This is a genomic window from Arthrobacter sp. P1_B11 (assembly GCF_056406715.1).
Genome location: NZ_JBFTZQ010000007.1, coordinates 149,140 through 172,395, shown reverse-complemented (window position 1 = coordinate 172,395; position 23,256 = coordinate 149,140). Strand labels below are relative to the sequence as shown.

Sequence of the window (23,256 nt, the reverse complement as noted above, 5' to 3'; positions counted from 1 at the left end):
AGCTTAGCCGCGGTAGCCGTCCGAGCCGGCTTCCGTTACCCCGCCCTGGAAGGAGGCGTCTTCAGAAACACCCTGGGGATGAGGCGGCAGCGCGTCCAGCGGTTCTTCCAGCCGGGCTTCCTTGGCTTCTTCCTGGGCCTCGCGTTCAGCCTTCTCCAGCCGGGACTCCACCGGGCCGGCAGCCTGCACGGGCCGGGTTTCCTTGGACAGCCACACTTCGCGGAAATCGCGCTTGCGGATGTCGCGGAAGACGTGGGCGATCTCGGCCTGGTTCAGGGTTTCGCGTTCCAGCAGTTCCAGGGCCAGCCGGTCCAGGACGTCGCGGTTTTCGGTGAGGATGGCGTAGGCCTCGTCGTGGGCCTGGTCGATCAGGCGGCGGACTTCCTCATCCACGATGTAGGCGATCTGGTCCGAGTAGTTGCGCTCATGGCTGGCGTCGCGGCCCAGGAACGGCTCGCCGCCGCCCTGGCCCAGGCGGACAGCACCGACGCGTTCGCTCATGCCGTACTGCGTGACCATCTGGCGGGCCGTGCCGGTGGCCTTTTCGATGTCGTTCGAGGCGCCGGTGGAGGGATCGTGGAAGACGATCTCCTCGGCTACCCGGCCGCCCATGGCGTAGGCCATCTGGTCCAGCAGCTCGTTGCGGGTGATGGAATACTTGTCGTTCTCCGGGACCACCATGGTGTAGCCCAGTGCGCGGCCGCGGGGCAGGATGGTGATCTTGGTGACCGGTGCCGAGTTGCGCAATGCGGCGGCCACCAGGGCGTGGCCGCCTTCGTGGTAGGCCGTGATCTTGCGCTCGTGTTCCTTCATGACGCGGCTGCGCTTCTGCGGGCCGGCCATGACACGGTCGATCGCTTCGTCCAGGGCGCGGTCATCGATCAGGTTGGCGTTGGAGCGGGCGGTCAGCAGGGCCGCCTCGTTCAGCACGTTGGCGAGGTCCGCGCCGGTGTAGCCCGGGGTCTTCTTGGCCACGGCCTTGAGGTCAACGCCCTGTGCGATCGGCTTGCCCTTGGCGTGCACCTGGAGGATCTGGTCGCGGCCCACGAGGTCCGGGGCTTCAACTGAGATCTGCCGGTCGAAGCGGCCCGGGCGGAGCAGCGCCGGGTCCAGGACGTCCGGCCTGTTGGTGGCAGCGATTAGGATGACATTCGTCTTGACGTCGAAGCCGTCCATTTCAACCAGCAGCTGGTTGAGGGTCTGCTCGCGTTCGTCGTTGCCGCCGCCGATGCCGGCACCGCGGTGGCGCCCGACGGCGTCGATCTCGTCGACGAAGATGATGGCCGGCGAGTTGGCCTTGGCCTGCTCGAAGAGGTCACGGACGCGGGAAGCACCAACACCGACGAACATTTCAACGAAGTCCGAACCGGAGATGGAGAAGAACGGCACGCCGGCCTCACCCGCGACGGCGCGGGCCAGGAGGGTCTTGCCGGTGCCCGGAGGACCGTACAGCAGCACGCCCTTGGGGATCTTGGCGCCCACGGCCTGGAACTTGGCGGGTTCGGCAAGGAATTCTTTGATTTCCTGGAGCTCTTCAACGGCTTCATCGGCACCCGCGACGTCCGCGAAGGTCACCTGCGGCATGTCCTTGTTGACCATCTTGGCCTTGGACTTGCCGAACTGCATGACCTTGGAGCCGCCGCCCTGCATCCGGGACAGGAGGAACCAGAAAAGGACGCCGAGCAGCAGGACCGGGATCAGCAGCGAGAACAGTCCGGACAGCCAGTTGCTCTCTACCGGCTGGTCTGTGTAGCCCTTGGAGGGGTTGGAGTCGGTGACGGCCTTGACCACATCCGGGCCGCGGTCGTTGACAAAGAAGAACTGGACGTTCTTGCCCTTGTCCTGCCCGTCGATGACCAGGTTGTCCTTCAGGACCAGGTCCACGCGGTTTTCGCCGTCGAAGATCTTTGCCTGTTCGACCTTGCCGCTCTGCGCAAGCAGCTCGAGGCCGGGCTGGGTGTCGATCCGTGTGGCACCGCCCGGAGCCAACGTTGCAAAGGCCAGCAGGAGCATGCCGACCACAACGATGATCCAGATGCCCGGGCCCTTGAAGAAACTCTTAGCTTTCATCTGTTCGGGGGCAGGCCCCGTCCCTCCTGGTAGTGCTGCACGGCGCGTGGTCTGCGCGCGTGTGGTGCTGCGTCAGCTTCTAGCTATACACCGCCGGAGTAATTCACGCACGGTGTAGGACAAAAGTTCCCTGTGGGCGTAGCGGAAACGCGCAATGCGGAGGCCGCGTGGCAGCGTCCGTGCAGGTCAGGGGCGCAATCGGTGCTCTCGCATTTCTGCACCACTTTCCCACCGCGGCGGACCCGTGGCCGCGAATTGTCGCCGCCCGGAAGGGCGGCGTCACCAGGCTGGCGCACCTCAAAAGCGCAGGCTTCTCAAAAGGGCAGGCTTCACCCGGAGCCAGCCGCAGCATTTTCTGCACCTCTTTAACCGGGTCACGCCGCCGCCGGACCTGTGATTCCAAGGTCCGGCGGCGGCGTGGTGGCCCAAGAGGCGCTTACTCGTAAACGTGCGGCGCCAGGGTGCCCACGAAGTCCAGGTTGCGGTACTTTTCGGCGTAGTCCAGGCCATAGCCCACCACGAACTCGTTGGGGATGTCGTAGCCGACGTACTTGACGTCGATCTGAACCTTGGCCGCAGTGGGCTTGCGGAAGGCCGTGCAGATTTCCACCGAAGCGGTGCCGCGGGACTCCAGGTTGGTCTTCAGCCAGGAGAGGGTGAGGCCGGAGTCGATGATGTCCTCAACGATCAGCACGTCCTTGCCCATCAGGTCCGTGTCGAGGTCCTTCAGGATGCGCACCACACCGGAGGACTGCGTGCCAGAGCCGTAGGAGGAGACGGCCATCCAGTCCATCGAGATGTGGCTGTGCAGCGCACGCGCAAGGTCCGCCATGACCATGACCGCGCCCTTGAGCACCCCCACGATCAGGATTTCGCGCCCTTCATAGTCCTTGTCGATCTGCGCCGCCAGCTCGGTGATGCGCTGCTGGATCTGTTCCTTGGTGTAGAGAACGTGCTTGAGGTCTGCCTGGACGTCGGATGAATCCACCAATTGCTCCTGTGTAGATGCGGGTGCGACTATTTTCGGGCCGGAGTGTGAAGCCGGAATACAAGCTTCCCACAGCGGGCGCCCTCCCGGGGAACCCCTGCAGTCCCGCCCTTCTCCCGGCCGCGCTCCTCCGCCAGCAGCTGTGCCAGCGAAAGCCGGTACACGCTCACTCCCCCCGGCAGCTCCACGGGCCCCGCCGATCCCTTCCGCCGCAACAGCGCTTCCGCGGCCAGTAGCCGCTGGTAGCTGGGCTGTTGACCCCCGACGTCGGCCGCCGCCTTGGCGATCACCCGGAACCTTATGGCCGGCGCCAGTTCGTTGAGGGCCGCCTCGGAAAGGCTGATGTCCGGCCCGTCCCGCTCGGCGAGGGCCGTGAAGGTGTTGTTGGCCACCTCTTCCAGATAGTCCGCGTCGAGCTGGAGAATGGCGGCGGTGCGGGCCAGGGATTCCGCGACTCCGGGGCCGAGCTTTTCCTCCAGCAGCGGCAAGACCTCCACGCGGGTCCGCGAACGGGCAAAGGCGGGATCGGCGTTGCTGGGATCGTGCCACGGATCGAGTTCCTCGGCACGGCAGATTTCGAGGGTGTCCGCGCGCCGCAGTCCGAGGAAAGGCCGCAGCAGCTTCCCTCGGACGGGGCGCATTCCGGCCAGTGACCTGGTGCCCGAGCCGCGGGCGAGCCCCAGCAGTACCTGCTCGGCCTGGTCGTCGAGGGTGTGCCCCAGGAGTATGGCGGCCGCATCGCACTCCGTTGCAGCGGCTTCAAGGGCGGCATGCCGGGCGTCCCTCGCCGCAGCCTCGGGACCCATGCCGCTGGAGGCCACCTCAACGGCACGGACCACTACTGGGCTGAGGCCGAGTTCCGCCAGGGTCTCGGCGGTGCGGGCAGCCACATCCGCGGATCCGGGCTGCAGTTGATGGTCCACCACCACGGCGCCCACGGCCACCGGCTGCCCGTCGACGTGGCCGCGGCGGGCAAAATAGGCGGCCACGGCGGCGAGCGCCAGCGAATCGGGTCCGCCGCTGCACGCCACCAGGACCCGGTCCGGATAACCGGCCCGGGCCAGGGCGTCCTGCACCATTTTCCGCGCGGTGCCGACGACCGGCACCAGCCGGCCCGGCCGCCGTCGGCCGCCGGAAAGCGGGCGTCCGCTGGAAACTGGTGGTCCGCCTGAAAGCGGTGGTCCGCTGGAAACGCCCTGCACGGAGACTAGAGTCCCATCCTGTCGAGCCAGATCCTGGCGTCATGGATTTCCGGCTCGGTGGGCAGGTTCCCGGCAGATTCCCAGACCCGGTTGAAGCCCTCCATGCCGGCGACATCCACCACGGCTCTCACGAACTTGGCACCGTCGCTGTACTGGCGCATCTTGGCATCCAGTCCCAGGAGACTGCGGATGAACTTCTCGATGGCCCCACGGTCCTTGCCGCGGGCGTTGAACCGCTGCCGGATGGTCTTCACGGACGGGACGATGCTCGCATCGACGGCGTCCATCACCACGTTGGCGTGGCCTTCGAGCAGGCTCATCACGGCCGTGAGGTGGGACAGTGCCGCTTTTTCCTCAGGGTTCTGCAGGAGGTCAAGGATGGCGCCGCGGCCCGGTGTGGCGCCCGATGCCGTGCGGTCCTTCAGGGAGCGGGCGGCTGCGGAGGCCCGTTCCATAAGGGAGTCGACGTTGCCGAGGAGGTGGCCGCTGAGGTTGTCGATCTCGTTCAGCATGTGGTGCCGCAGCCACGGCGCCGCCGCGAACTGCACCCGGTGCGTCTGTTCGTGCAGGCAGACCCAGAGCCGGAAGTCCTCAGGCGCCACGTTGAGCTCGCGCTCCACGGAGATGATGTTCGGCGCCACGAGGAGCAGGCGGCCGCCCGATGGCGCCGTGGACCCTTCGGCGAGCGCGGCGAAGGGATCGTACTGACCCAGGACCTTGCTGGAAAGAAACGCCAGCACCGCACCGAGCTGGCTGCCCGTGATGGCACCGCTGACGCTGGCCGCCCCGGGGCTGATGGTTCCCTTGCGGTTCTCCATCATCCGCTCGATGGCGGGCTTCAGCATGACGGCGAAGCTCTGGGTGTTGGCCTTGGCCCAGGACGCCCGGTCTACTACGAGCACATTGGAATCCCGGAGATCGCGGGCGGCCTCCAGGCCGGTGATGTGGTGTACGTGCGGCACGGACGCATCGGCCAGCTCGCGCAGCTGGTGAACGGCCTCGCCGATCTCGGCGGCCTTCAGGGGCGGGCCGGCGGGAGCCAGTCGGGCGGCCGCGGACGCGGCGAGCTCCCAGTTGATCAGGGCCGGGCCCGGGGCTGATGTCTGGCCTGCTGTTGACTCCATACGCTCCATCAGACCACACGCTCCCGGCTACGCGCCTTAAGTTCGCTGACCGGCGAACAGCCGTGCGCGTCAGGCCTGCCGCGGCCGGTTGCTGCCCTCAGCGCTTAGCGGCAGCCGCAGGCGGCTAGCACCGTGGCGGAGGCATCCAGCGCCGGCTTATTTCCGTCGGCGCCGGGTGTCAGGCCATTGCCGATGAACGAGAACACCAGGAGCCGCCCGTCGGCGTCCACTACGTACCCGCTCAGCGCAATGACCGTGTTCAGGGTTCCCGTTTTGGCCCGGACCAGCCCGGCGCCTTCAGCACTGGACTCGTCTATATACCTGTCGCCCAGCGTCCCCGTGAGGCCTGCCACCGGGAAGCCCGCCAGCGCTGCCCTGAGCCGGGTGTCCCGGCCCGACGTGATGGCGCGGACTACCTCAGCGAACTGCCGGGCGGAGACCTGGTTGTCCAGTGCCAGCCCGGAAACGTCCGCAACAGCCATGCCGCCGGTCGGGATTCCGAGGTCCGCGAGCTGCTTCAGCACGGCGGCCTTGGCCGCCTCGCTGCTCGCCGGCTGCCCGGCGGCCACCGCAGCCATCCGGCCCAGGGTCTCGGCCAGGTAGTTATCCGACGTCTGGAGCATGAGGTCCACCTGCTGGCTGACCGTCGCCGACTCCACTTCCCCCAGCACGGCGGCGTCCGCTGCCGGCTTCCCTTCAAGACGTCCGACGCCGGGCGCCACCTTCAGTCCGGCGGCGGCCCCGGCCGCTTTGAGCTCCGCTGCGAAGGCCTCGCCAGCGGCGATGGCGGAATCCTGCGGACGCGACCCGGTGACCACTGCCGGGTCGAAACGTGCCGAGTTCAGCGCCAGCGGGAAGAGCGGCGCCACCTCCCCGGCAGCGACGTCGTCCGGGCTCCAGGCCGGGCTGAGGGAAGGTCCGGTGAACAGGGAGTCGTCCACGAGCACCTCCACCGATCCCGCAAACCCGTCCCGGCGCAGCGACTCGGCAGTCAGTTTGGCGAGGGTGGCAAGGCCGGCGTGGCCGAGTACCTTGCCTTCGGCGGATTCGCCCGCGCCCAGCAGGACGTCCCCGCCGCCCACGAGCACCACCGCCCTTGACTTGGCGGCCGGACCGGCCTTGGCCCCGATTGCCGGCCCCGCGACGGCTTTCGTGCTGAACCGCGTCTCCGGACCGATCCCCCGCAGCGCCGCCACAGCGGTGAGCAGCTTCATGTTTGAGGCCGGGATCCTGTTGGCCGCGCCGCCCCGGTCGAACAACACCGTGCCCGTGGCCGCGTCCTGGACAATCCCCGTAAAGGTGCCGCCGCCGTCGGTCTTCAGGACGGGACCGAGCCTGGCCGCAACCTCCGCAGGTACCGGAACGGGCGCCGTGTTGCTGAGCGGCCCAATTCCCTGCGGGACGGACAGCCGGTCCGGCACAAGCTGCCAGGTGGGTATTGGCGCGGGGACCTCCGCGGACTGGTCCGGGCCGGTCAAGCCCTGCGCGATCAGCATCCCCGCAGGAAGGGCCAGGGCGGCCAGAAGGACCGTGAGCAGCAGCATTGGCCAAGCCCGATTAAGTGCACGGAGTGGTCGGGTGATCGATCGGCTGGACGGCGCACTGCGTCTTGCGCGGCCGGTTGCCGTGCCGTTGGTGCCCCTCATGCTGCTGGTCCTCAAAGTCCTGAAATTACCCCATTAGTTCCTGAAACCTGGGCCTCTCGCTATATCCTCAATAGTAGTCGGCGGCAATGACTGTCCTTCCAGCGTGCCGCGAACACCCAGCAATCGTCGAGGAGCATTCCATGAAGCATGACGTGACCATCGAGATCCCCAAGGGATCGCGCGTCAAGTACGAAGTCGACCATGAGACCGGCCGAGTCCGCCTGGACCGCGTCCTCTTTACCTCCATGCACTACCCCACCCACTACGGTTTCTTCGAGAACACCCTCGGCGAAGACGGCGACCCGCTGGACGCACTGGTGCTCCTGCAGGACTTCGATCTGCACCCGGGCGTCATCGTCGAAGCGCGCCCGATCGGCGTCTTCAACATGACCGACGACGGCGGCGGAGACGCCAAGGTCCTGTGCGTGCCGGCGGACCCCCGCTTCGACCACATCCAGGAAGTCAGCGATGTCAGCGAGTTCCTGATCAAGGAGATCGAGCACTTCTTCACCCGCTACAAGGACCTGGAGCCGGGCAAGTGGGTCAAGGCCGAGGGCTGGGCCGACCGCGCCGCCGCAGAGGCTGAGCTCGAGGCGTCCATCAAGCGCTACGTGCCTGCAGCGCACTGACGCTTTCTTGAAGGCTGCCCGACGGCGGCGGGGGTTCCCTGCGAACCGCACCCGCCGCCGTCGGTGTTTAACCGCAAGTTCCAGGCCGGCCGCGTCCAGCCGGGCGCTCCCGCAACAGCTGTGTCCGGGCCCAATTTCGGGAGTGGCCAGCTTGTCTCGCGGCTACCAACCGGTAGGCTGTTTTTCACCATGTTCACGCTGACTATCAACCAAACAGACAGCCGGCGCGACGGCGACCGGGTCCCGACGCTGCTCAAGGATCTGCGGCATATCCCGGCACGCCTGGACTTCGATCGCTCGGTAGAGGACGAGGTCCAGGGGATCCTGGACTGCCCTCATCAGACCGTGGAGGCAGCGCTGATCGCCCTGCGGTGCGGCAGTTGGTATGTGGGGGTCGGGGTAGGGCCTGTCAACGAGCCCCTGCCGAACCAGATTAAGGACGCTTCCGGGCACGGGCTCGTCTACGCGCGCCGGGCCGTGGACCGGCTCCGCAACGGCAAAGACCGGATACCGGTGGCCGTCGAAGGACCGCTGGCAGACCTTGCCGCAGAATGTGAAGCCGTCATGCGGCTACTGGGCCAGATCGTCCGGGACCGGAGCGACGCAGAATGGCGTGTCCTCGATCTGCTGACCCCCGGCGTCAGGGGCCAGCAGAAGGCGGTGGCGGCTGAGCTGGGCATCACGTCCCAGGCCGTCAGCAAGGCCGTTTCAAGGTCGCAGTGGAACGAGGAGCATGCCGCCCGCCCCGCCGCCGCGCGGCTGCTGTCCCTCATTCTCGAGGTCCGCTAGCGCCCCTGTGGCTGCCGTAAGGCTTCTTTGCGTTGCGCTGGTTCTGCCGCGTTGAACCCGCTCGTGCCTCGTAGTGGAGCGCACACAATAAATTGGCTGGTCAAGCGGGGATGCGTTACCGCCGGCGCGCAAGCCGCAGATACGTCGCAATCAGGCGGGGGACGACGAGGTATACGGCGACGGGGACGACGACGAGCGTGACCGCGAGGGCCCGGAGCACAGGTGGCAATGGCCCGATCAACGGTGTGAGCGCCCACTGGCTGAGCGCGACGAGCGGGAAGATCGCGACCCACGTGATGACGGCCCGCTCGTGCACCGTCGGCGGTGCGGGTGCCCGGGTCGGGGTTGGTGCTGTGGCGTACATGGCGGGCTCCTTTCGGTCTGTATGCCCTTCCTGATGCCCTTCATATTAGGTTTCGAGGGCTGGCCGAGACATCGGGGCGGCTACTCAAGTGCCTACTCATTTGGGGGGCTGGACACCCTTACTTCGCCCCGCAGATACTGATGGCATGGCCAGGAGAACCCTCCCCACGGCACCCAAGACGCGGGTCCCCGGGCGTCTCCCGGCGTCTGGGAGCAGCTTCGTTGGTCGCACTGCCGAACTCGCCGCTGTCACCGACGCTCTCCTGTCGAGCCGCCTCGTGACGCTCGCCGGACCCGGTGGCGTCGGGAAGACACGCATAGCCCTCGCCGCGGTGCACGCCGCCGGCGACCGCTTTGGCCATCCGGTATTCGTCGACCTCACCCGTATCCCCGAGGGCGCCCCGGTGGCGCTCGCGGTAGCAGAGGCCATGGGACTTCGCGGCGTCAAGAGGGAGGGTGCCCTCGACGCGATCCTGTGGTGGCTCGACGGCGGAGAGCGGGTGCTCCTCGTGCTGGACAACACCGAGCATGTCCTTGAGGAGACGGCTGCGCTCGTGGCCGAGCTCCTCGAAGCGGCCGTGGAATGTACCGTCCTGGTCACGACCCGACAGCCCCTCCACGTCGCGGGCGAGCGTATCGTCCCGGTGGGGCCCATGCTCGACGACGATGCCGAGACTCTCTTCTGGGAGCGCGCGCTAGCGGTGCGACCGTCGCTTTCGTTCTCCATGGAGTCCCGCTCCGCGTCCCGGGAGCTGTGCGCGCGCCTGGACCGGCTGCCGCTGGCCGTTGAGTTGGCAGCCGCTCGCATGTCCGTCATGACGCCGGCGGAGATGCTGCCGCTGCTCGAGCGGCGCCTGCGTGCCCTTGGATCCGGATCTGCCACAGGGCCGGCCCGCCATCGCAGCCTGCGGGCCTGCATCGCTACAAGCGTGGACGCGCTGGGGGAGCGCGAGCGCGCTGCGTTCGAGGCATGCGCCGTCTTCGCGAGCCCGTTCGACGCACGGGCGGTGGCCGCCGTCGCGGGTGCGTCACTCGAGGACCTAGAAGACCTCGTCGCCCGATCCCTGCTCCAGCCATCCGTCGACAGTGCCGGCCACACGGTCTTCCGCCTTCTCGAGAGCCTGCGCGAGTTCGCTCGCGAGGGGCTCGACGCCGGACGGCTCGAGGGGGTGCAGAGGCGCCACCTAGCGTGGATCGCGGCAGAGTTCGGTACCGACCGGCCATTGAGCGTGATGGAGAGCTCACGCAACGGGCAAGCCGTCGATCGCCTGCCCGATCTCCGGGCGGCTCTCGACTTCGCGGTCGTCGCCGCACCTGCCGAAGGCCTTCGGCTCATGGGCGCGACGCGCGAGCTGTGGTTCCGCAATGCCCAGGACGAAGGGCTCTCCCGGGCCATCGGTCTTCTGGAACGTCATCCAATCGCTGATGAGGCGCGCGCCGAAGGGCTTGTAACCGCTTCCGTCTGCCACACGTCGCGGCAGGAGACCGAGGCCGGGAACCGGCTGGCTGCGGAGGCGCTCGCCATCCTCGAACGGGATTCGGCAGGGGCAGGATCCGCCTTCTTCTACCAGGCCATCGCCCGATGTCTTGCCAAAGACACCGAGGGTTCAGTGGAGTCGTGCCGGGCGGCTCTGGATGTCTATACGAAGCTCGGCGATGCGGCCGGACGGAGCAGGGCCGTCGGCATGCTGGGTATGGCGGCGGTGTGGGCCCGTCGCGACGAGGAGGCGATCGGCATCCTCCATGAGGCTGTGGACCTTGCCGTCGACGCGCGGGACCTCTGGGCCCAAGGTCAGATCCTCACCTACTTGGGCCTCGCCGAGTCGAATCTGGGCCGCACCGTGGTGGGCCGGGCCAGGCTTTTCGAAGGGGTGGACGCCTTCGCCCGAGTGGGGGACATTTCCTACCGCGGCGTCGCGCTCGCCCGCCTCGCGGCGCTGACTGTGACGCGGGACCCGACGACGGCGGTGCGGGCGGCCGCCGCGACCACGCGTCGGGAGGGGGCCGGGGGGAGGTTCCACGAGATCGCGCTTGCGGACCTCGCCCAAGTACAGTCGACCGCGGAGCTGCTGCTCGGACCGCACAGCTTCGCGGTCGCGTGGGAAGCCGGGGAGAAGCTCTCATTCGCGGAGGCCGCGGCGGAGCTCCGGGCCGTCGGCGGCGGGCTGCAGCCGGACATACTGACGCCCCGCGAACTCGAGATCGCCGAGCTTGTGCGCCGAGGTCTCGGCAACGTGTCGATCGCGGCGCAGCTCTCGCTCTCGGCGCGTACCGTCGAGAACCACGTCGCGCATGCCCTGACGAAGTTGGGACTGCACAGTCGCGCGGCCTTGGCTGTCTGGGCGGCGGAGCGCAGGAGGCCTGACTGAACGGGCGCAGCCATTTGCCGAACGTCGGTGCCAGTTGCTCGGTGGCAGCCGGCGTTACAGCAGACTGCGCAGAACGTGGGCGGCGCCGTCGTCGTAAACGGACTTGGTGACCTCATCCGCGGCGGCGGCCACTTCCTCGGGGGCCTGGCCCATGGCAACGCCGCGGCCCGCCCAGGTGAGCATCTCGATGTCATTGCGGCCGTCGCCGATGGCCACGGTGCATGAGGCGTCCACGCCAAGGCTGCTGCGGAGCTTTTCGAGGGCGCTGGCCTTTGTGACTCCGGCTGCAGCTATGTCCAGCCAGGCCGTCCAGCCAACCGAATAGGTCACGCCGGCGAGGCCGATGTGCTGGATGGCCTCGTTGAACTCTTCCGGGGTGTTCTCGGCGCTGAACACCACCACGCGGACCGCGGTGGCCTCAAGCATGGTCTGGAAGTCGGTGCCAATGGCCTCGACTCCGAAGCTGGCATCCTGGAACCGCTCAGTGGACAGGAAGTTGCCGTCCTCATCCTCCAGGGCGTATTTGGCCGAGGGGAGCCGCTTGCGGAGGGCGCGCAGCGCGGGGCCGGGGTCGAAGGTGGCCTTGTGGATGATCTCGTAGCCGTCTGTCAGCTCGGGATGCAGGCGCAGCGTGACGCCGCCGTTGCAGCAGACGGCGTAGCCGCGGTCGATGCCGATCTGCTCAATCACCGGAAGGGTGGCGTTGAGCGAACGGCCGGTGGCGATCATGACCTCATGGCCTGCTGCCACCACGGCCTGCGCGGCTTCGCGGACAGGGGCGGACATGTGGCCGTCGTGGTCAACGAGGGTGCCGTCCACGTCCAGCGCGATCATGAGTTTCTGCGGGGTTTCTCGCTGGTCTTCGATGCCAGCGGCTGAGGATTCAGTCATTGTAGTCATGCCTCCTAGTACAGCAGACACCCCTGACACCCGCTAGGACGCAGGCCACAGCACTGTGTGAACACCGGGTAAATATTCACAGCTTTTCCCCGGTGTGAGTGTTTACCCGGTGTCGCCGGCGGGGTTAGAGGACAGGCAGGACCTGGAGGCCGCCGAGGTACTTCTGCAGGGCCGCGGGCACGTTGACTGAGCCGTCCGGGTTCTGGTGGTGCTCCAGGATGGCCACTATCCAGCGGGTGGTGGCCAGCGTGCCGTTGAGCGTGGCGACAGCCCTGGTGCCCTTGGGGGCGCCGTCCTCGTTGAGCACGCGTTCGCGGATGTTCAGGCGGCGGGCCTGGAATGTCGTGCAGTTGGAGGTGGAGGTCAGCTCCCGGTAGTTGCCCTGGGTGGGGACCCAGGCTTCGCAGTCGAACTTGCGGGCCGCGGACATGCCGAGGTCGCCCGCGGCGGTGTCGATCACGCGGTACGGGAGCTCGCACTTGGCCAGCATCTCCTCTTCCCAGGCCAGCAGGCGCCCGTGTTCCGCGGCGGCCTCTTCAACGGTGGTGTAGATGAACATCTCCACTTTGTTGAACTGGTGCACGCGGATGATGCCGCGGGTGTCCTTGCCGTGCGATCCGGCCTCGCGGCGGTAGCAGGAGCTCTGGCCGGCGAAACGGATGGGACCCGCCGTGAGGTCCAGGATCTCGTCGGCATGGTACCCGGCCAGCGCCACCTCGGAGGTTCCCACCAGGTAAAGGTCGTCTTCGGCGAGACGGTAGATCTCGGCGTCGTGCTTCACATCAAAACCGGTGCCCTGCATGATCTCGGGACGCACCAATGTGGGCGTGATCATGGGGACAAAGCCGGCCTCGATGGCCTGGTCCATGGCCATCTGCAGCAGCGCCATCTCCAGCCTGGCGCCGACGCCCCGCAGGAAGTAGAACCGCGAGCCGGACACCTTGGCGCCCCGCTCCATGTCGATTGCGCCGATCAGCTCACCGATCTCCAGGTGGTCGCGCGGCTCGAAGTCGGGAAATTCGCGGGGTGCGCCGACGGTCCTGACCACAATGTAGTCGTCCTCGCCGCCTTCGGGCACGCCGTCTTCAATGAGGTTGGGAATGGTACGCAGCAGCTCTTCCTGCTTGGCCTGCGCGGCGTCGGCTTCGGCGGAGGCGGCCTTGACGGCACCGGCGAGCTCGCGGACCTCAGAGAGCAGTGCCTGCTTCTCCTCGCCCTTGGCCTGGGCCACCTTCTTGCCGAACACATTCTGTTCAGCGCGGAGGTTTTCGAAGCTGATCAGCGCGGCCCGGCGCGCGGCATCCGCGTCGATGATCGCGTCCACCACGGTTTCGTCCGCACCTCGGGCGCGCTGGCTGGCGCGGTACTTGTCCGGATTTTCGCTGAGGTCTTTTACGTCGATCACCAGACAAGAGTATCGAATATGCCGGGCTGCCCGGCGCGGACGCTGTTCCCGATTGCCGGGGGCTCCGATTGCGGACCCGTTGCTGGACGCCCCGCCGAACTGGGAGCGGTGCCTGGCGGGATAGTGTTGAAGCACCATGAGCGACTTGCTTCTCTACGTCCTGATCGCTGGGGCCCTGGCATTCGCCGTCTCCAGCTGGTGGGGCGTGCGCAGCCTCAAGGCCCTGCATGCGCGCAGCGCCGTGCGGGAAGACACCCATGCGCACGGCCTGGAACGCCAGCGTGTTGCCGTGGTTCTGAACCCCATCAAGGCCAAGTCGGCCGAGGCGCGCGCCGCCATCCAGCGCGCCTGCCTTGCGGCAGGCTGGGAGGCCCCACGGTTTTTTGAGACGACGGCGGATGACCCCGGCCACTCACAGGTGCAGGCAGCGCTCCACTACGGCGCCGATGTCGTCCTTGTGGGCGGCGGTGACGGCACCGTCCGCGTTGTGGCTGAGTCGCTCGCCCACACGGGTGTGGCGATGGGCCTGATCCCGCTCGGCACGGGAAACCTGCTGGCGCGCAATGTGGACGTGGACCTGTACGACCTATACGGCAACGTCCAGACGGCCCTCTTCGGCCATCAGCGGTACATCGATACGGCCCGGATGCACATCGAGAACTCGGCGACCGGCGCTTCGTCCAACCATGCATTCCTGGTTATCGCCGGCATCGGTATGGACGCCGAGGTGGTGGGTGATACGAATGCCGGGCTAAAGCGTGCCGTGGGCTGGCTGGCGTACACCGAGGCAGGCGTCCGGCACATGCCCGGACGCCGGAAGAAAGTGTCGATTTCGCTGGACGACCAGCCCGAACAGATGCGCAAGATCCGCAGCGTCCTCTTCGCCAACTGCGGACTCGTACCCGGCGGCATCGACCTGATCCCCCAGGCCATGATCGACGACGGAATGCTGGACGTCGTCGTGATGAGCCCGCGAAGCGCCGTGGGCTGGCTGGCGATGTACACGAAGATTCTGTTCAAGCACAAGCGGCACCTGCCCGTGATGAGCGTCTACCGCTCCGGGAAGGTGGTCATCAGATGCCCGGAGCCCATGCCCACACAACTGGACGGCGACACCTCCGGAGAAGCCACTAAAGTCACGGTTCAGGTGGATCCCGGATCCCTGCTGATCCGGGTCAGGGCCATGCCCGGCATTGGCACGGGCGGCAGCCAGGCCTAGGCGGACTTGGCGGTTCCAGCATGCTTGGCGGCCTCGGCGGCCTTGGCGGCTGCACGGGCCTCGGACTGCTCGCGGATCATGGCCTGTTCCTCTTCGAAGCGCAGGCGGTCCGCCCGGTCGGCGTCGTCCCCGTCCCAGTCCTGGTTTTCAGCGGTCGGCTTGGGATTGACGATCATTCCCTGGCCGTCGTTGTCGGCGCTGGCACTATCTGACATGACCCGCTCCCTTCGTTGGGGCCGCCCCCCTTGTTGATCAGGCAAGCATACGCACAGTCCTAGGGGCAGGGAAGTGCCGTCAGGGGCATTTGTCTACGCTGTGGGCGAAGCATTTACGGTCATTTCGGAGCCCAGCGAGTCCGCCGCGAGAATATCTCCGACCCACGCATGCGCAGCCTGGAATGCTTCGTCGGAAGTATGTGGCGCCACCACCGGGCTTTGCGCATCCGCGCGCCCGTAGGAGCCGAGGAACCTCGTGGCGGGGCTGATGCGGTGCAGCCCGGCAAGTGCGTCTGCGACCCGCGCGTCCGCCACATGGCCGTCGGCGTCGATGCTGAAGAAATAGTGGCCAAGGTACTGCCCGGTGGGCCGGGATTCGATCCGACTCAGGTTCACCCCGCGGGTGGCGAACTGGTCCAGGATCTCCATAAGGGCACCGGGACGGTCTTCAGGCAGCGGAACTACCACGGTGGTCTTATCCGCGCCGGTCCGGGCTGGAAGAACGCCGGGACGCCCTACGAGAACAAAGCGCGTCACAGCACCGGGGTTGTCGCCGATGTTCTCGGCCAGCACGTGGAGCCCCGGCTGTTCCGCGGCAACAATGGGAGCGCAGATGGCGGCATCGTAGTGGGCGTCATCCTCCAGGAGGCCCATCGCCGCGGCGGCAGTGGAAGAGCCCGGAATGTATTCAGCACCAGGGATATGCGCATCCATCCACAGCCTGCACTGGGCCCAGGCGTGGCCGTGGGTGGAGACGCGCCGGATCTGAGAAATGTCCGTGCCGGGCCTCGCCACGAGGACAAAGCTGATGGGAACAAGCGCCTCGCGGATGATCCGGAGTTCCTGTCCCGTGGCGATGGCATCGAGGGTGGCCGTAACGCCGCCCTCGACGGAGTTCTCGATAGGGACCATTGCAGCGTCAGCAGATCCGTCGCGCACCTTGTCCAGCGCGGTGTTCACGTTGGACGACGGAACCCGGATGGCGTCTGCCGCGTCCGGGACCTGCATCAGCGCCGCCTCCGTGAACGTGCCCTCGGGGCCAAGGAAGGTATAGGTGGGACGTGAGGCAGACATCAGTATTCCTTACGAGTTATATAGGGGAAGGGCAGCGGTGGCCGAGCGGGTCAGAGAACCACGGGCTTGAGCCCATTGTCCGAGACCAGCTGCTTGCCGGACTCGAGCCACTGGTCCATGCCGCCTGCGACATTGAGGGCCGAGTAGCCTTGGCCGACCAGCCACTGGGCGGCCCGGAATGACCGTCCGCCAGTGCGGCAGATGACGTAGAGGTCCTGGTCCGGGTCCAGGTCATCGATGCGGCCGGGCAGCTGGTCCAGGGGGATGTGCACCGCGCCTTCGGCGTGGCCGGCCACCCACTCGTAGTCTTCGCGCACATCTAGAATGGTGGCGTCCGCGGGAACCTCGTTGACGGTGACGGTATCGAAGTCGCTCATGGGAGTCCTCTCCTCGGCTGCAAGCTCTCAGCACCAGCGTATCGCCAGCGGGCAGCCCCGCGGCCCACGGGCGGCACGTTACGCTTCTTGGATCATGCAAAGGACAACAGCCCTGCCAGCCGGCACTCCCGCGGCCCGCGACGTGTCCGGCGACAGGGCGTTGCCCGCGCCCGGGAGGATGCGCCGCCTTGAGTGAGATCCACGACCTCTCAGCGGTGCTGCTCAGGGACGAACTGCGGTCCGGGGAGCTCTCCGCGCGAGAGGCAACAGCCCACTTCCTCCGGCGGATCGAGGCCGCGAATCCCCGGCTGGGCGCGTTCATCACGGTCACCGCGGACATGGCCCTGGCCGATGCCGCCGCGGCCGATGAGCTGCAAGCCCGCCTTCCCCGCGAGCAGCTGCCCCCGCTCCATGGTGTTCCGCTGGCGTTCAAGGACCTGACCGACGTGGCCGGCGTGGTCACAACGCACGGCAGCGCAGCCCTGGACCGCCGCCCGGCTCCCGTCGACGGCGCCCTCGCCGCGGCACTAAAGGGTGCCGGGGCCATCTCACTTGGCAAGACGCAGGTTCCGGAATTCGGGCTGACGGCCTACAGCGAGAACCTCATCGCCCCGCCGTCGCGCAATCCGCACGCGCTGAGCCGCAGCTCGGGCGGTTCATCCGGCGGAAGTGCCGCCGCGGTGGCAGCCAAACTGCTGCCGTTCGCGCCGGGGTCCGACGGCGGCGGGTCTGTCAGGATTCCTGCTGCCGCGTGCGGCTTAGTGGGACTCAAACCCGGCCGCGGACTGGTTCCGGCGGGGGAAAGCAGCGGCGATCCCGCCGGGCTGGTGGTTTCAGGACCGCTGGCGCGCTCCGCCGCGGACGCGGCGCTCATGCTCGACGCGCTGGCTGCGGAGGGTCCTGAGGGCAGTGCGGTGAACGCGGCACCGGGCGGCGCCCGCTACCTGGAAGCCGTCAAGGCCGCACCGCCCAAGCTGCGGATCGGTGTGAGCCTGGACAGCCCGTGGTCCGCCATCTTCCCGTTCACCCCGGAACCCGAAGCGCTCGATGCCCTGGCAGCTGGCGCCCGGCTGCTGACAGACGCCGGGCACGACGTCGTCGAGACCGCCATCCGCTACGACAACCGTTATCCGGACGCCTTCACCACGGCCTGGACGGCCGGCGTCGGAGCGGCCCGGATAGCACCGCAGCGCGAGGCTTTGCTGGCCCCGCTCACGCGAACCTTCCGGCGCCGGGCACAGCAGCGCAGCGCAGCGAAACTGAACGAATCCCTCGCCTTCCTGCGCCAGTTCCAACGGGACACCCTGGCGCAGTACGCCGAATGGGACCTGATCCTGACGCCGTCACTCGCCCAAACGCCGCGGCCGGTGGGCTGGTTCACGGGCTCGGCCCACGGGGACGGCCACTGGCCGGCGTCGGAATGGGCGGGCGACGCCGACGGCGACTACCGGAAGCAGTGCGAATTCGCCCCGTGGTCCTCCATGGTGAACGTCTGCGGCCTGCCCGCCGTCAGCATCCCGGTGCACTGGACCGGCGGTGGCAGCGCGGACGCGGGACTTCCCATGGGCATTCAGCTGATCGGCCCGATGGGATCCGAAGCGCTGCTCCTGCAGGTCGCGGCCCAGCTGGGGTATTAGGCGCAGCTGGGGCATGAGGCGCAGCTGGCGTAACGGCGGGCGACTGGTCCGGCCGCTGACAGATTGACGGGTTGCTTCCCGTTCCCCGGGCCGCTCCTCAGATGGTGCTGTACGAGTTGGTGGCTGCGACGCTGAACAGGAGCGCGAGGCTGATAATGGCCAGCACCGTGAGGGCCAGGCCGACGTATCCCATCACCAGACCGGCTAGGGCGAGACCGCGTCCCGACGGTTCACGCCGCAGGGCCATGTGCCCCAGGATGACCGCCGCAATCTGCGGCAGGATGACGAACCCAAAACCGACGAAGACTGCGATGCCGCAGCACAGGCTGGCGATGCTCAGCGTTTTCGGTTCAGCCGGCATCCCGTAGTGGGGCTGGCCGTAGGGGCCGGCGTACTGCTGGCCATAGGGGCTACCCTGGTTGCCGTAGGGGCTCCCCGGCTGGGCGTAGGGGCGGCCGTACGGGCCGCCGTCGTAGCCTGACCCGCCCCGTCCCTGGCCGAATTCCTGGCCATAGAGCGGCGGCGTGTACAGCGGGGGCGCCGGAATGTCCGAACCCTGCGGCGGAATATACGACGGCGGCTGGTAGCCATCCGGCGTTGGGTCGCCGCCCGTTCCGTTGGGGCGCTGCTCTGTCATGGGGATCCCCTCTGAAAGTGTCCTAAGCAAAACAGTACAGCCGCCCCGGGCAATGGCACGGGCAACCCGTCAATCACCATCGGTGACTTTAGCGGGGCAAAATCTCCCAGACGACCCAAAGGGGCGGCAGAAGGAGTGCTGATAAGAGAAAGCCTGCAATCAACGCCCCTCCCATGTACCGCGCCACACGGGTGCCGGGGGAACGGCGCCGCCCCGGCTGAGGAAAGCCGTTCCGGACGCCGGAGTGCCGGCCAGCCTGCCCCCGGCCAGCGGGATACTGGACCCGGGAGGAGGGGATTGCGTGGTGAGGGACAACCGGAGGACATCGGCCGCTCGGACCAGGGGCAGCCGGGCGTGATGCCTGGGATATCGCAGTGGCGGATGATCCAACAGTTGGAGGCTGTGTAGTCGCTTGCCGGGGAGCCGGCGCCCTCAACCCTTCCTGGACCATGGCGCGGGCAGGCCGCGCCATGGTGCCCGGCCCCTCCGGGACCTGCGGCTGCGTGAGGAGCTGGCCGAGCTGGGCATACAGTCCGATCACGGACTCCGAGTCAAGCACCCGGGGTAATGCTGCCACCGCCGCCACCAGCCGGTCGGTCCCATGCACTTCCACCCCGCAGGCGGTATTTCCGGAAACTTCGTGCTGCGCCGCCATGCAGACCATGGAGCGCACGAACCTGCGCCGGTTCGCCGGAAGAAGGGCGGCCACGGCAGCGGCCTGCCCCAGCGCCACTTCTATAACAGGGTGCCGGGCATAGCCGTTCTGCCGCAGCACTCCGTCCCGGACCTCAACGTGGCCATTCCAGCTCTTGGAGCTGATGACCACCACCCCGCCGGGCCCCACCAGTACGTGATCCAGCCTGGCCAAGGGGCGGCCGGGCCAGTGGACATCGTGCAGGAGAAACCAGCCGTGGGGCAGCAGCAGGCCGAGCGTGCCTGCCACCAGCTGCTGGTAGCCGGCAGCGGCGTGCTCCGCCCGGTCAAGGTCGCGTTTCAGCCGCGCAATCCGTTCCGGCGACAACCGCGACTGTTCGAATGCCCCATCTGCAGCCCCCATTGCCCACACCCCCATTCATTACCATTCAGAGCGTCACTGTTCGGATCGTCGACCCGTTGAGGCACAGCCAATCGGGGACCCGTTCCGTGACGTGCTCCTTTTGCACGCCGCCCGTTATCTTTTCCGGCCGGCGGCAGCGACCGCCGTCGTCATTCTTTTTTGAAGGTAGCAGCCGCATAAACAGCCGGTATATAGGTACTTTTGGCGGTGAGTACTCAGTTTTTCCATGTCGATTTCCAACTAGCCGCACTATTTCCTGAAATTCGGCGTCATAGGGACCGGATTACGGACAACTCGTGTTGCGTTCCGGCCACGTCTGGCATGCTGGTCCCATGGCTAGCCGCGCGGGTACAGTTGCCCAATCCCAAGACCTTGTTGACCTGACCGCTCTTCTCGATGCGTACTACGACGTCACGCCTGACCTGGGTGATCCCGGGCAGCGTGTGGCGTTCGGAACCTCCGGGCACCGCGGGTCCAGCCTGAAGGCGTCCTTTAATGAGGCTCACATCGTGGCCATCACCCAGGCCATCGTGGAATACCGGGCAGGGCAGGGCATCACCGGTCCGCTCTTCCTGGCCAAAGACACCCACGGGCTCAGCGAACCGGCGCAGAATTCCGCCCTGGAAGTTCTTGCCGCCAACGGCGTGAAGGTCCTCATCGACGCCCGCCACGGCTACACCCCCACCCCGGCCCTGAGCCACGCCATCCTGACCTACAACAGGAACGCCCCGGCCGGCGCTCCGCAGGCGGACGGCATTGTGGTCACGCCCAGCCACAACCCGCCCGGTGACGGCGGCTTCAAATACAACCCTCCGCATGGCGGACCTGCGGACACCGACGCCACCGGCTGGATCGCCAACCGGGCCAATGAACTGCTGGAGAACGGTCTTCGCGGCGTGAAGCGGATTCCGGTGGCTGAAGCTCTCGAGGCCGAGACCACGGGCAAGTTCGACTTCCTCAGCAGCTACGTTGACGATCTTCCGTCGGTCCTGGACCTGAACGCCATCCGCGAGGCCGGCGTCCGGATCGGTGCGGACCCCATGGGTGGCGCCTCCGTGGACTACTGGGGCGAGATCGGCGAACGGCACCACCTGAACCTCACCGTGGTCAACCCCACCGTGGACCCGCAGTGGGCCTTCATGACGCTGGACTGGGACGAGAAGATCCGCATGGACTGCTCCTCGCCGTCCGCCATGGCCTCGCTCATCAACCGGATGTCCGAAGGGGCGAACTACGACGTCGCCACCGGAAACGACGCCGACGCGGACCGCCACGGCATCGTGACACCCGATGGCGGGCTGATGAACCCGAACCACTACCTCGCCGTCGCGATCGACTACCTCTACCGCCACCGCACAGGCTGGAACCCGGAGTCCGTGATCGGGAAGACACTCGTGTCGTCCTCCATCATCGACCGCGTCGCCGGAAGCCTGGGCCGCAAGCTGGTCGAGGTGCCGGTGGGCTTCAAATGGTTCGTGCCGGGCCTGCTGTCCGGCGAAGGCGCGTTCGGCGGCGAGGAATCTGCCGGCGCTTCGTTCAACAAGATGGACGGCAGCGTCTGGACCACGGACAAGGACGGCATCCTGCTGGCCCTGCTCGCTTCGGAGATCACCGCGGTCACCGGGAAGTCCCCGTCGGAGCTCTACAAGGGCCTCACCGACCAGTTTGGTGCACCCGTGTACGCCCGCATCGACGCCGCTGCAACGCGGGAACAGAAGGCGGCGCTCGGGAAGCTGTCGTCGTCGGATGTCACGGCCACCGACCTGGCCGGCGAGACGATCACCGCGAAACTGACGGAGGCGCCGGGCAACGGAGCTTCCATCGGTGGCCTGAAGGTGGTCACGGAGAACGCCTGGTTCGCCGCCCGCCCCTCCGGCACCGAGGACGTGTACAAGATCTACGCTGAGTCCTTCAAGGGCGCCGACCACCTGAAGCAGGTCCAGGCGGAAGCCAAGGCCCTGGTGGACGGGGTTATTTCCTAAGCTCCCACAGCTTGAGGATGCGCCGGATGGTGCGGTCACCATCCGGCGCCATGTCCACGAGTGCAATGTGGTCAAGCACGACGGCGTCGCCCGGGTTCACGCGTTGCTCACCGTGGTGGGACACATGCGGGCGGAAGAGCCGCCGGGTGTGGTGCGGGCTCGCGACACGGCCGGAAAGCTGCTCCACCGCCTGCACCAGGGATTCGTGCAACGCCTGCAGCGCGGGGTCATCCTTAACCAGGCTGACGGGTACGGAGCCTTGATGCCCGAAGTGGTGGTCCCCGCCGATGGACAGCACTGAGCCCAGCGCCTGCTTGGCCGGCACCTCGGCGAGCGACGCGAACCGGGCCGTGCCGCCGTCGTCCGTAACATTGAAACGCACCAGCGTGATGTGCAGCGGCCAGTCGGTGCGCAGGAACTCCTGCCCCTCCGAGGCCGGCTCAATGAACGCCACCATGATGAGGTTCCGCATACCCCAAGTGTGCCACCGGGGCCTGTTGCCTCATTGCAATACCTCCGGGAAGAGTGATTCGTTGCCTCATCTGAAAACCTCCGGTTGGCTCCCTTCGTTGCCTCATTGAAAAACCTCCGGGAGATCAGTTGTTCCAGGCCCTGTTGACGGGTTTGAGCGCTGCTGGTTTCTTCGCCAGGGCCAGAGTTTCCAACTCGGCGGTGAGAGCGAGGATTTGGCGCGACAGTGCCCCGGGTTTGATCCGTTTGAACGCGGCATTCATCTGGATGACGGGGCGTTTACGCATCCTCTCGTGCCGGATCGCGCGCTGGTGGGGCGTGGCCGGCGTGTCATGCTTCTTGGTGACTTTCGCGCCGTGCCGGGTTTTTTCGATGAGCTTTTGCTGGGGCAGCAGATAGTTGGTGAAGACGCGGTCCAACGCCCAGATCTCATTGAGTTTCTCCAGTTCGGCGGCGGTGTCGTAGCGAAGGTAACCGACCAGTTCCCGGACCCGGGCCCAGTTCTTCTGCTCCACATGTGCGCCATCATTCTTGTTCCCGGGCCGGGACCGGGTGAACGTGATCTCATGGGCGTGGCAGTACGCCAGAAGGTGTTCGTTGATGAATTCGGAGCCGTTGTCCGAATCGATGCCGATGATGGGAAAGGGGAACACCTCGGTGACGTGCTCCAGGGCCTCGAAGACCCACTTGGCGGCTTTGTTCCGCACGGACCGGTTCACCGTCCACCCGGTGGAAATATCGGTCACCGTCAGGGTGAAACAGAATTCCCCGAAGCTGTTGCCTCCCTCGTGGCCGACCAGATCGATCTCCACAAACCCCGGCACGGCATCGTCCCACTCGGCCCACGTGCGGACCGGGATCTGGGACTTGAGCAGCGTACCCGGCTTGGTATGCGAGCGTCCCCGCGGGATCAGTCTCGCCCGTTCACCGGCCAGTTTGCGGTCGATCGTCGCCGCGCTCACATAGTCGCGGTGCCAGCCGGTCAGTTCGACCAGCTCGTTCAGGATCCGGGTCTTCCCTGAGCGGTCGGCGCTCTTATAGGCGAGGGCTTTCTTCTTCGTCACAGCTTGCCGCTGGGCCATCGTTAGCTCCATGAAAACGG

21 protein-coding genes are annotated in these 23,256 nt (G+C 66.9%); 6 read left to right on the top strand and 15 right to left on the bottom strand.

Translation table 11 applies throughout. The features are described 5' to 3' along the window. Window positions 1–3: 3 nt before the first annotated feature. The 5 genes from ftsH to dacB form a co-directional block, all read right to left on the bottom strand. A complete protein-coding gene (ftsH, locus tag AC1D14_RS07955) occupies window positions 4–2,070 on the bottom strand; it encodes an ATP-dependent zinc metalloprotease FtsH (protein ID WP_230117864.1) in 2,067 nt (688 codons plus the stop codon). A gap of 436 nt (window positions 2,071–2,506) precedes the next feature. Continuing rightward, entirely contained in the window at window positions 2,507–3,058 is a 552-nt protein-coding gene (gene hpt / locus AC1D14_RS07950; protein ID WP_078027431.1) for a hypoxanthine phosphoribosyltransferase, read from the bottom strand. A gap of 29 nt (window positions 3,059–3,087) precedes the next feature. After that, complete coding sequence (tilS, locus tag AC1D14_RS07945; protein ID WP_230117863.1) at window positions 3,088–4,137, bottom strand: tRNA lysidine(34) synthetase TilS; 1,050 nt, start codon at window positions 4,135–4,137, stop codon at window positions 3,088–3,090. Window positions 4,138–4,265: 128 nt separating this feature from the next. Next, the gene (locus AC1D14_RS07940) at window positions 4,266–5,384 is read right to left on the bottom strand and encodes a zinc-dependent metalloprotease (RefSeq protein ID WP_476881520.1); all 1,119 of its coding nucleotides are present in this window, start codon (window positions 5,382–5,384) and stop codon (window positions 4,266–4,268) included. Window positions 5,385–5,488: 104 nt separating this feature from the next. After that, window positions 5,489–7,030, bottom strand: a complete 1,542-nt coding sequence (dacB, locus tag AC1D14_RS07935) for a D-alanyl-D-alanine carboxypeptidase/D-alanyl-D-alanine endopeptidase (RefSeq protein ID WP_476968273.1) — start codon at window positions 7,028–7,030, stop codon at window positions 5,489–5,491. A 140-nt stretch (window positions 7,031–7,170) separates the two neighbouring features. Here dacB and AC1D14_RS07930 point away from each other — a divergent pair, with 140 nt between their 5' ends. Next, window positions 7,171–7,659, top strand: a complete 489-nt coding sequence (locus AC1D14_RS07930) for an inorganic diphosphatase (protein ID WP_230117861.1) — start codon at window positions 7,171–7,173, stop codon at window positions 7,657–7,659. A gap of 189 nt (window positions 7,660–7,848) precedes the next feature. Next, window positions 7,849–8,448 (top strand): hypothetical protein, encoded by a 600-nt coding sequence (locus tag AC1D14_RS07925; protein ID WP_230117860.1) that lies wholly within the window; start codon window positions 7,849–7,851, stop codon window positions 8,446–8,448. A 115-nt stretch (window positions 8,449–8,563) separates the two neighbouring features. On the opposite strand, the gene AC1D14_RS07920 is transcribed toward AC1D14_RS07925, so the two are convergent. Next, window positions 8,564–8,812: a hypothetical protein gene (locus AC1D14_RS07920; RefSeq protein ID WP_230117859.1), complete on the bottom strand. Its 249-nt coding sequence runs from the start codon at window positions 8,810–8,812 to the stop codon at window positions 8,564–8,566. A gap of 88 nt (window positions 8,813–8,900) precedes the next feature. Here AC1D14_RS07920 and AC1D14_RS07915 point away from each other — a divergent pair, with 88 nt between their 5' ends. Next, complete coding sequence (locus AC1D14_RS07915) at window positions 8,901–11,180, top strand: ATP-binding protein (protein ID WP_476968272.1); 2,280 nt, start codon at window positions 8,901–8,903, stop codon at window positions 11,178–11,180. A 54-nt stretch (window positions 11,181–11,234) separates the two neighbouring features. Here AC1D14_RS07915 and AC1D14_RS07910 read toward each other — a convergent pair whose 3' ends face one another. Continuing rightward, window positions 11,235–12,080 (bottom strand): HAD family hydrolase, encoded by an 846-nt coding sequence (locus tag AC1D14_RS07910; RefSeq protein ID WP_476881517.1) that lies wholly within the window; start codon window positions 12,078–12,080, stop codon window positions 11,235–11,237. Between the two features lie 124 nt (window positions 12,081–12,204). Further along, complete coding sequence (gene serS / locus AC1D14_RS07905) at window positions 12,205–13,485, bottom strand: serine--tRNA ligase (protein WP_476881516.1); 1,281 nt, start codon at window positions 13,483–13,485, stop codon at window positions 12,205–12,207. 136 nt (window positions 13,486–13,621) lie between these two features. Between serS and AC1D14_RS07900 the strand changes: the two genes are divergently transcribed. Further along, entirely contained in the window at window positions 13,622–14,704 is a 1,083-nt protein-coding gene (locus AC1D14_RS07900; protein WP_230117855.1) for a diacylglycerol/lipid kinase family protein, read from the top strand. On the opposite strand, the gene AC1D14_RS07895 is transcribed toward AC1D14_RS07900, so the two are convergent. From AC1D14_RS07895 to AC1D14_RS07885, 3 genes are all read right to left on the bottom strand, one after another. Further along, the gene (locus tag AC1D14_RS07895) at window positions 14,701–14,919 is read right to left on the bottom strand and encodes a hypothetical protein (RefSeq protein ID WP_230117854.1); all 219 of its coding nucleotides are present in this window, start codon (window positions 14,917–14,919) and stop codon (window positions 14,701–14,703) included. The genes AC1D14_RS07900 and AC1D14_RS07895 overlap by 4 nt on opposite strands. Before the next feature lie 93 nt (window positions 14,920–15,012). After that, the gene (gene pheA, locus AC1D14_RS07890) at window positions 15,013–15,993 is read right to left on the bottom strand and encodes a prephenate dehydratase (protein WP_230117853.1); all 981 of its coding nucleotides are present in this window, start codon (window positions 15,991–15,993) and stop codon (window positions 15,013–15,015) included. Window positions 15,994–16,043: 50 nt separating this feature from the next. Beyond that, window positions 16,044–16,370 carry a rhodanese-like domain-containing protein gene (locus AC1D14_RS07885; RefSeq protein WP_230117852.1) on the bottom strand — a complete coding sequence of 109 codons (327 nt, stop codon included), beginning with the start codon at window positions 16,368–16,370 and terminating at the stop codon, window positions 16,044–16,046. Window positions 16,371–16,558: 188 nt separating this feature from the next. Between AC1D14_RS07885 and AC1D14_RS07880 the strand changes: the two genes are divergently transcribed. Continuing rightward, window positions 16,559–18,007 (top strand): amidase, encoded by a 1,449-nt coding sequence (locus AC1D14_RS07880; protein ID WP_230117851.1) that lies wholly within the window; start codon window positions 16,559–16,561, stop codon window positions 18,005–18,007. A gap of 97 nt (window positions 18,008–18,104) precedes the next feature. Here the strand turns inward: AC1D14_RS07880 and AC1D14_RS07875 are convergent, their stop codons facing one another. Together AC1D14_RS07875 and AC1D14_RS07870 are read right to left on the bottom strand one after the other, a co-directional pair. Continuing rightward, on the bottom strand, window positions 18,105–18,644 hold the full coding sequence (locus AC1D14_RS07875; protein WP_230117850.1) for a DUF4190 domain-containing protein: 540 nt from the start codon (window positions 18,642–18,644) through the stop codon (window positions 18,105–18,107). Window positions 18,645–18,732: 88 nt separating this feature from the next. Further along, window positions 18,733–19,701 carry an NERD domain-containing protein gene (locus AC1D14_RS07870; protein ID WP_230117849.1) on the bottom strand — a complete coding sequence of 323 codons (969 nt, stop codon included), beginning with the start codon at window positions 19,699–19,701 and terminating at the stop codon, window positions 18,733–18,735. A gap of 332 nt (window positions 19,702–20,033) precedes the next feature. Here AC1D14_RS07870 and pgm point away from each other — a divergent pair, with 332 nt between their 5' ends. Continuing rightward, window positions 20,034–21,683 (top strand): phosphoglucomutase (alpha-D-glucose-1,6-bisphosphate-dependent), encoded by a 1,650-nt coding sequence (gene pgm, locus AC1D14_RS07865; RefSeq protein ID WP_230117848.1) that lies wholly within the window; start codon window positions 20,034–20,036, stop codon window positions 21,681–21,683. On the opposite strand, the gene AC1D14_RS07860 is transcribed toward pgm, so the two are convergent. Together AC1D14_RS07860 and AC1D14_RS07855 are read right to left on the bottom strand one after the other, a co-directional pair. Beyond that, window positions 21,673–22,155, bottom strand: coding sequence for a 2'-5' RNA ligase family protein (locus AC1D14_RS07860; RefSeq protein ID WP_230117847.1), 483 nt, complete (start codon window positions 22,153–22,155; stop codon window positions 21,673–21,675). The genes pgm and AC1D14_RS07860 overlap by 11 nt on opposite strands. Before the next feature lie 124 nt (window positions 22,156–22,279). Further along, on the bottom strand, window positions 22,280–23,236 hold the full coding sequence (locus AC1D14_RS07855) for an integrase catalytic domain-containing protein (protein ID WP_476968271.1): 957 nt from the start codon (window positions 23,234–23,236) through the stop codon (window positions 22,280–22,282). Between the last annotated feature and the right edge of the window lie 20 nt (window positions 23,237–23,256).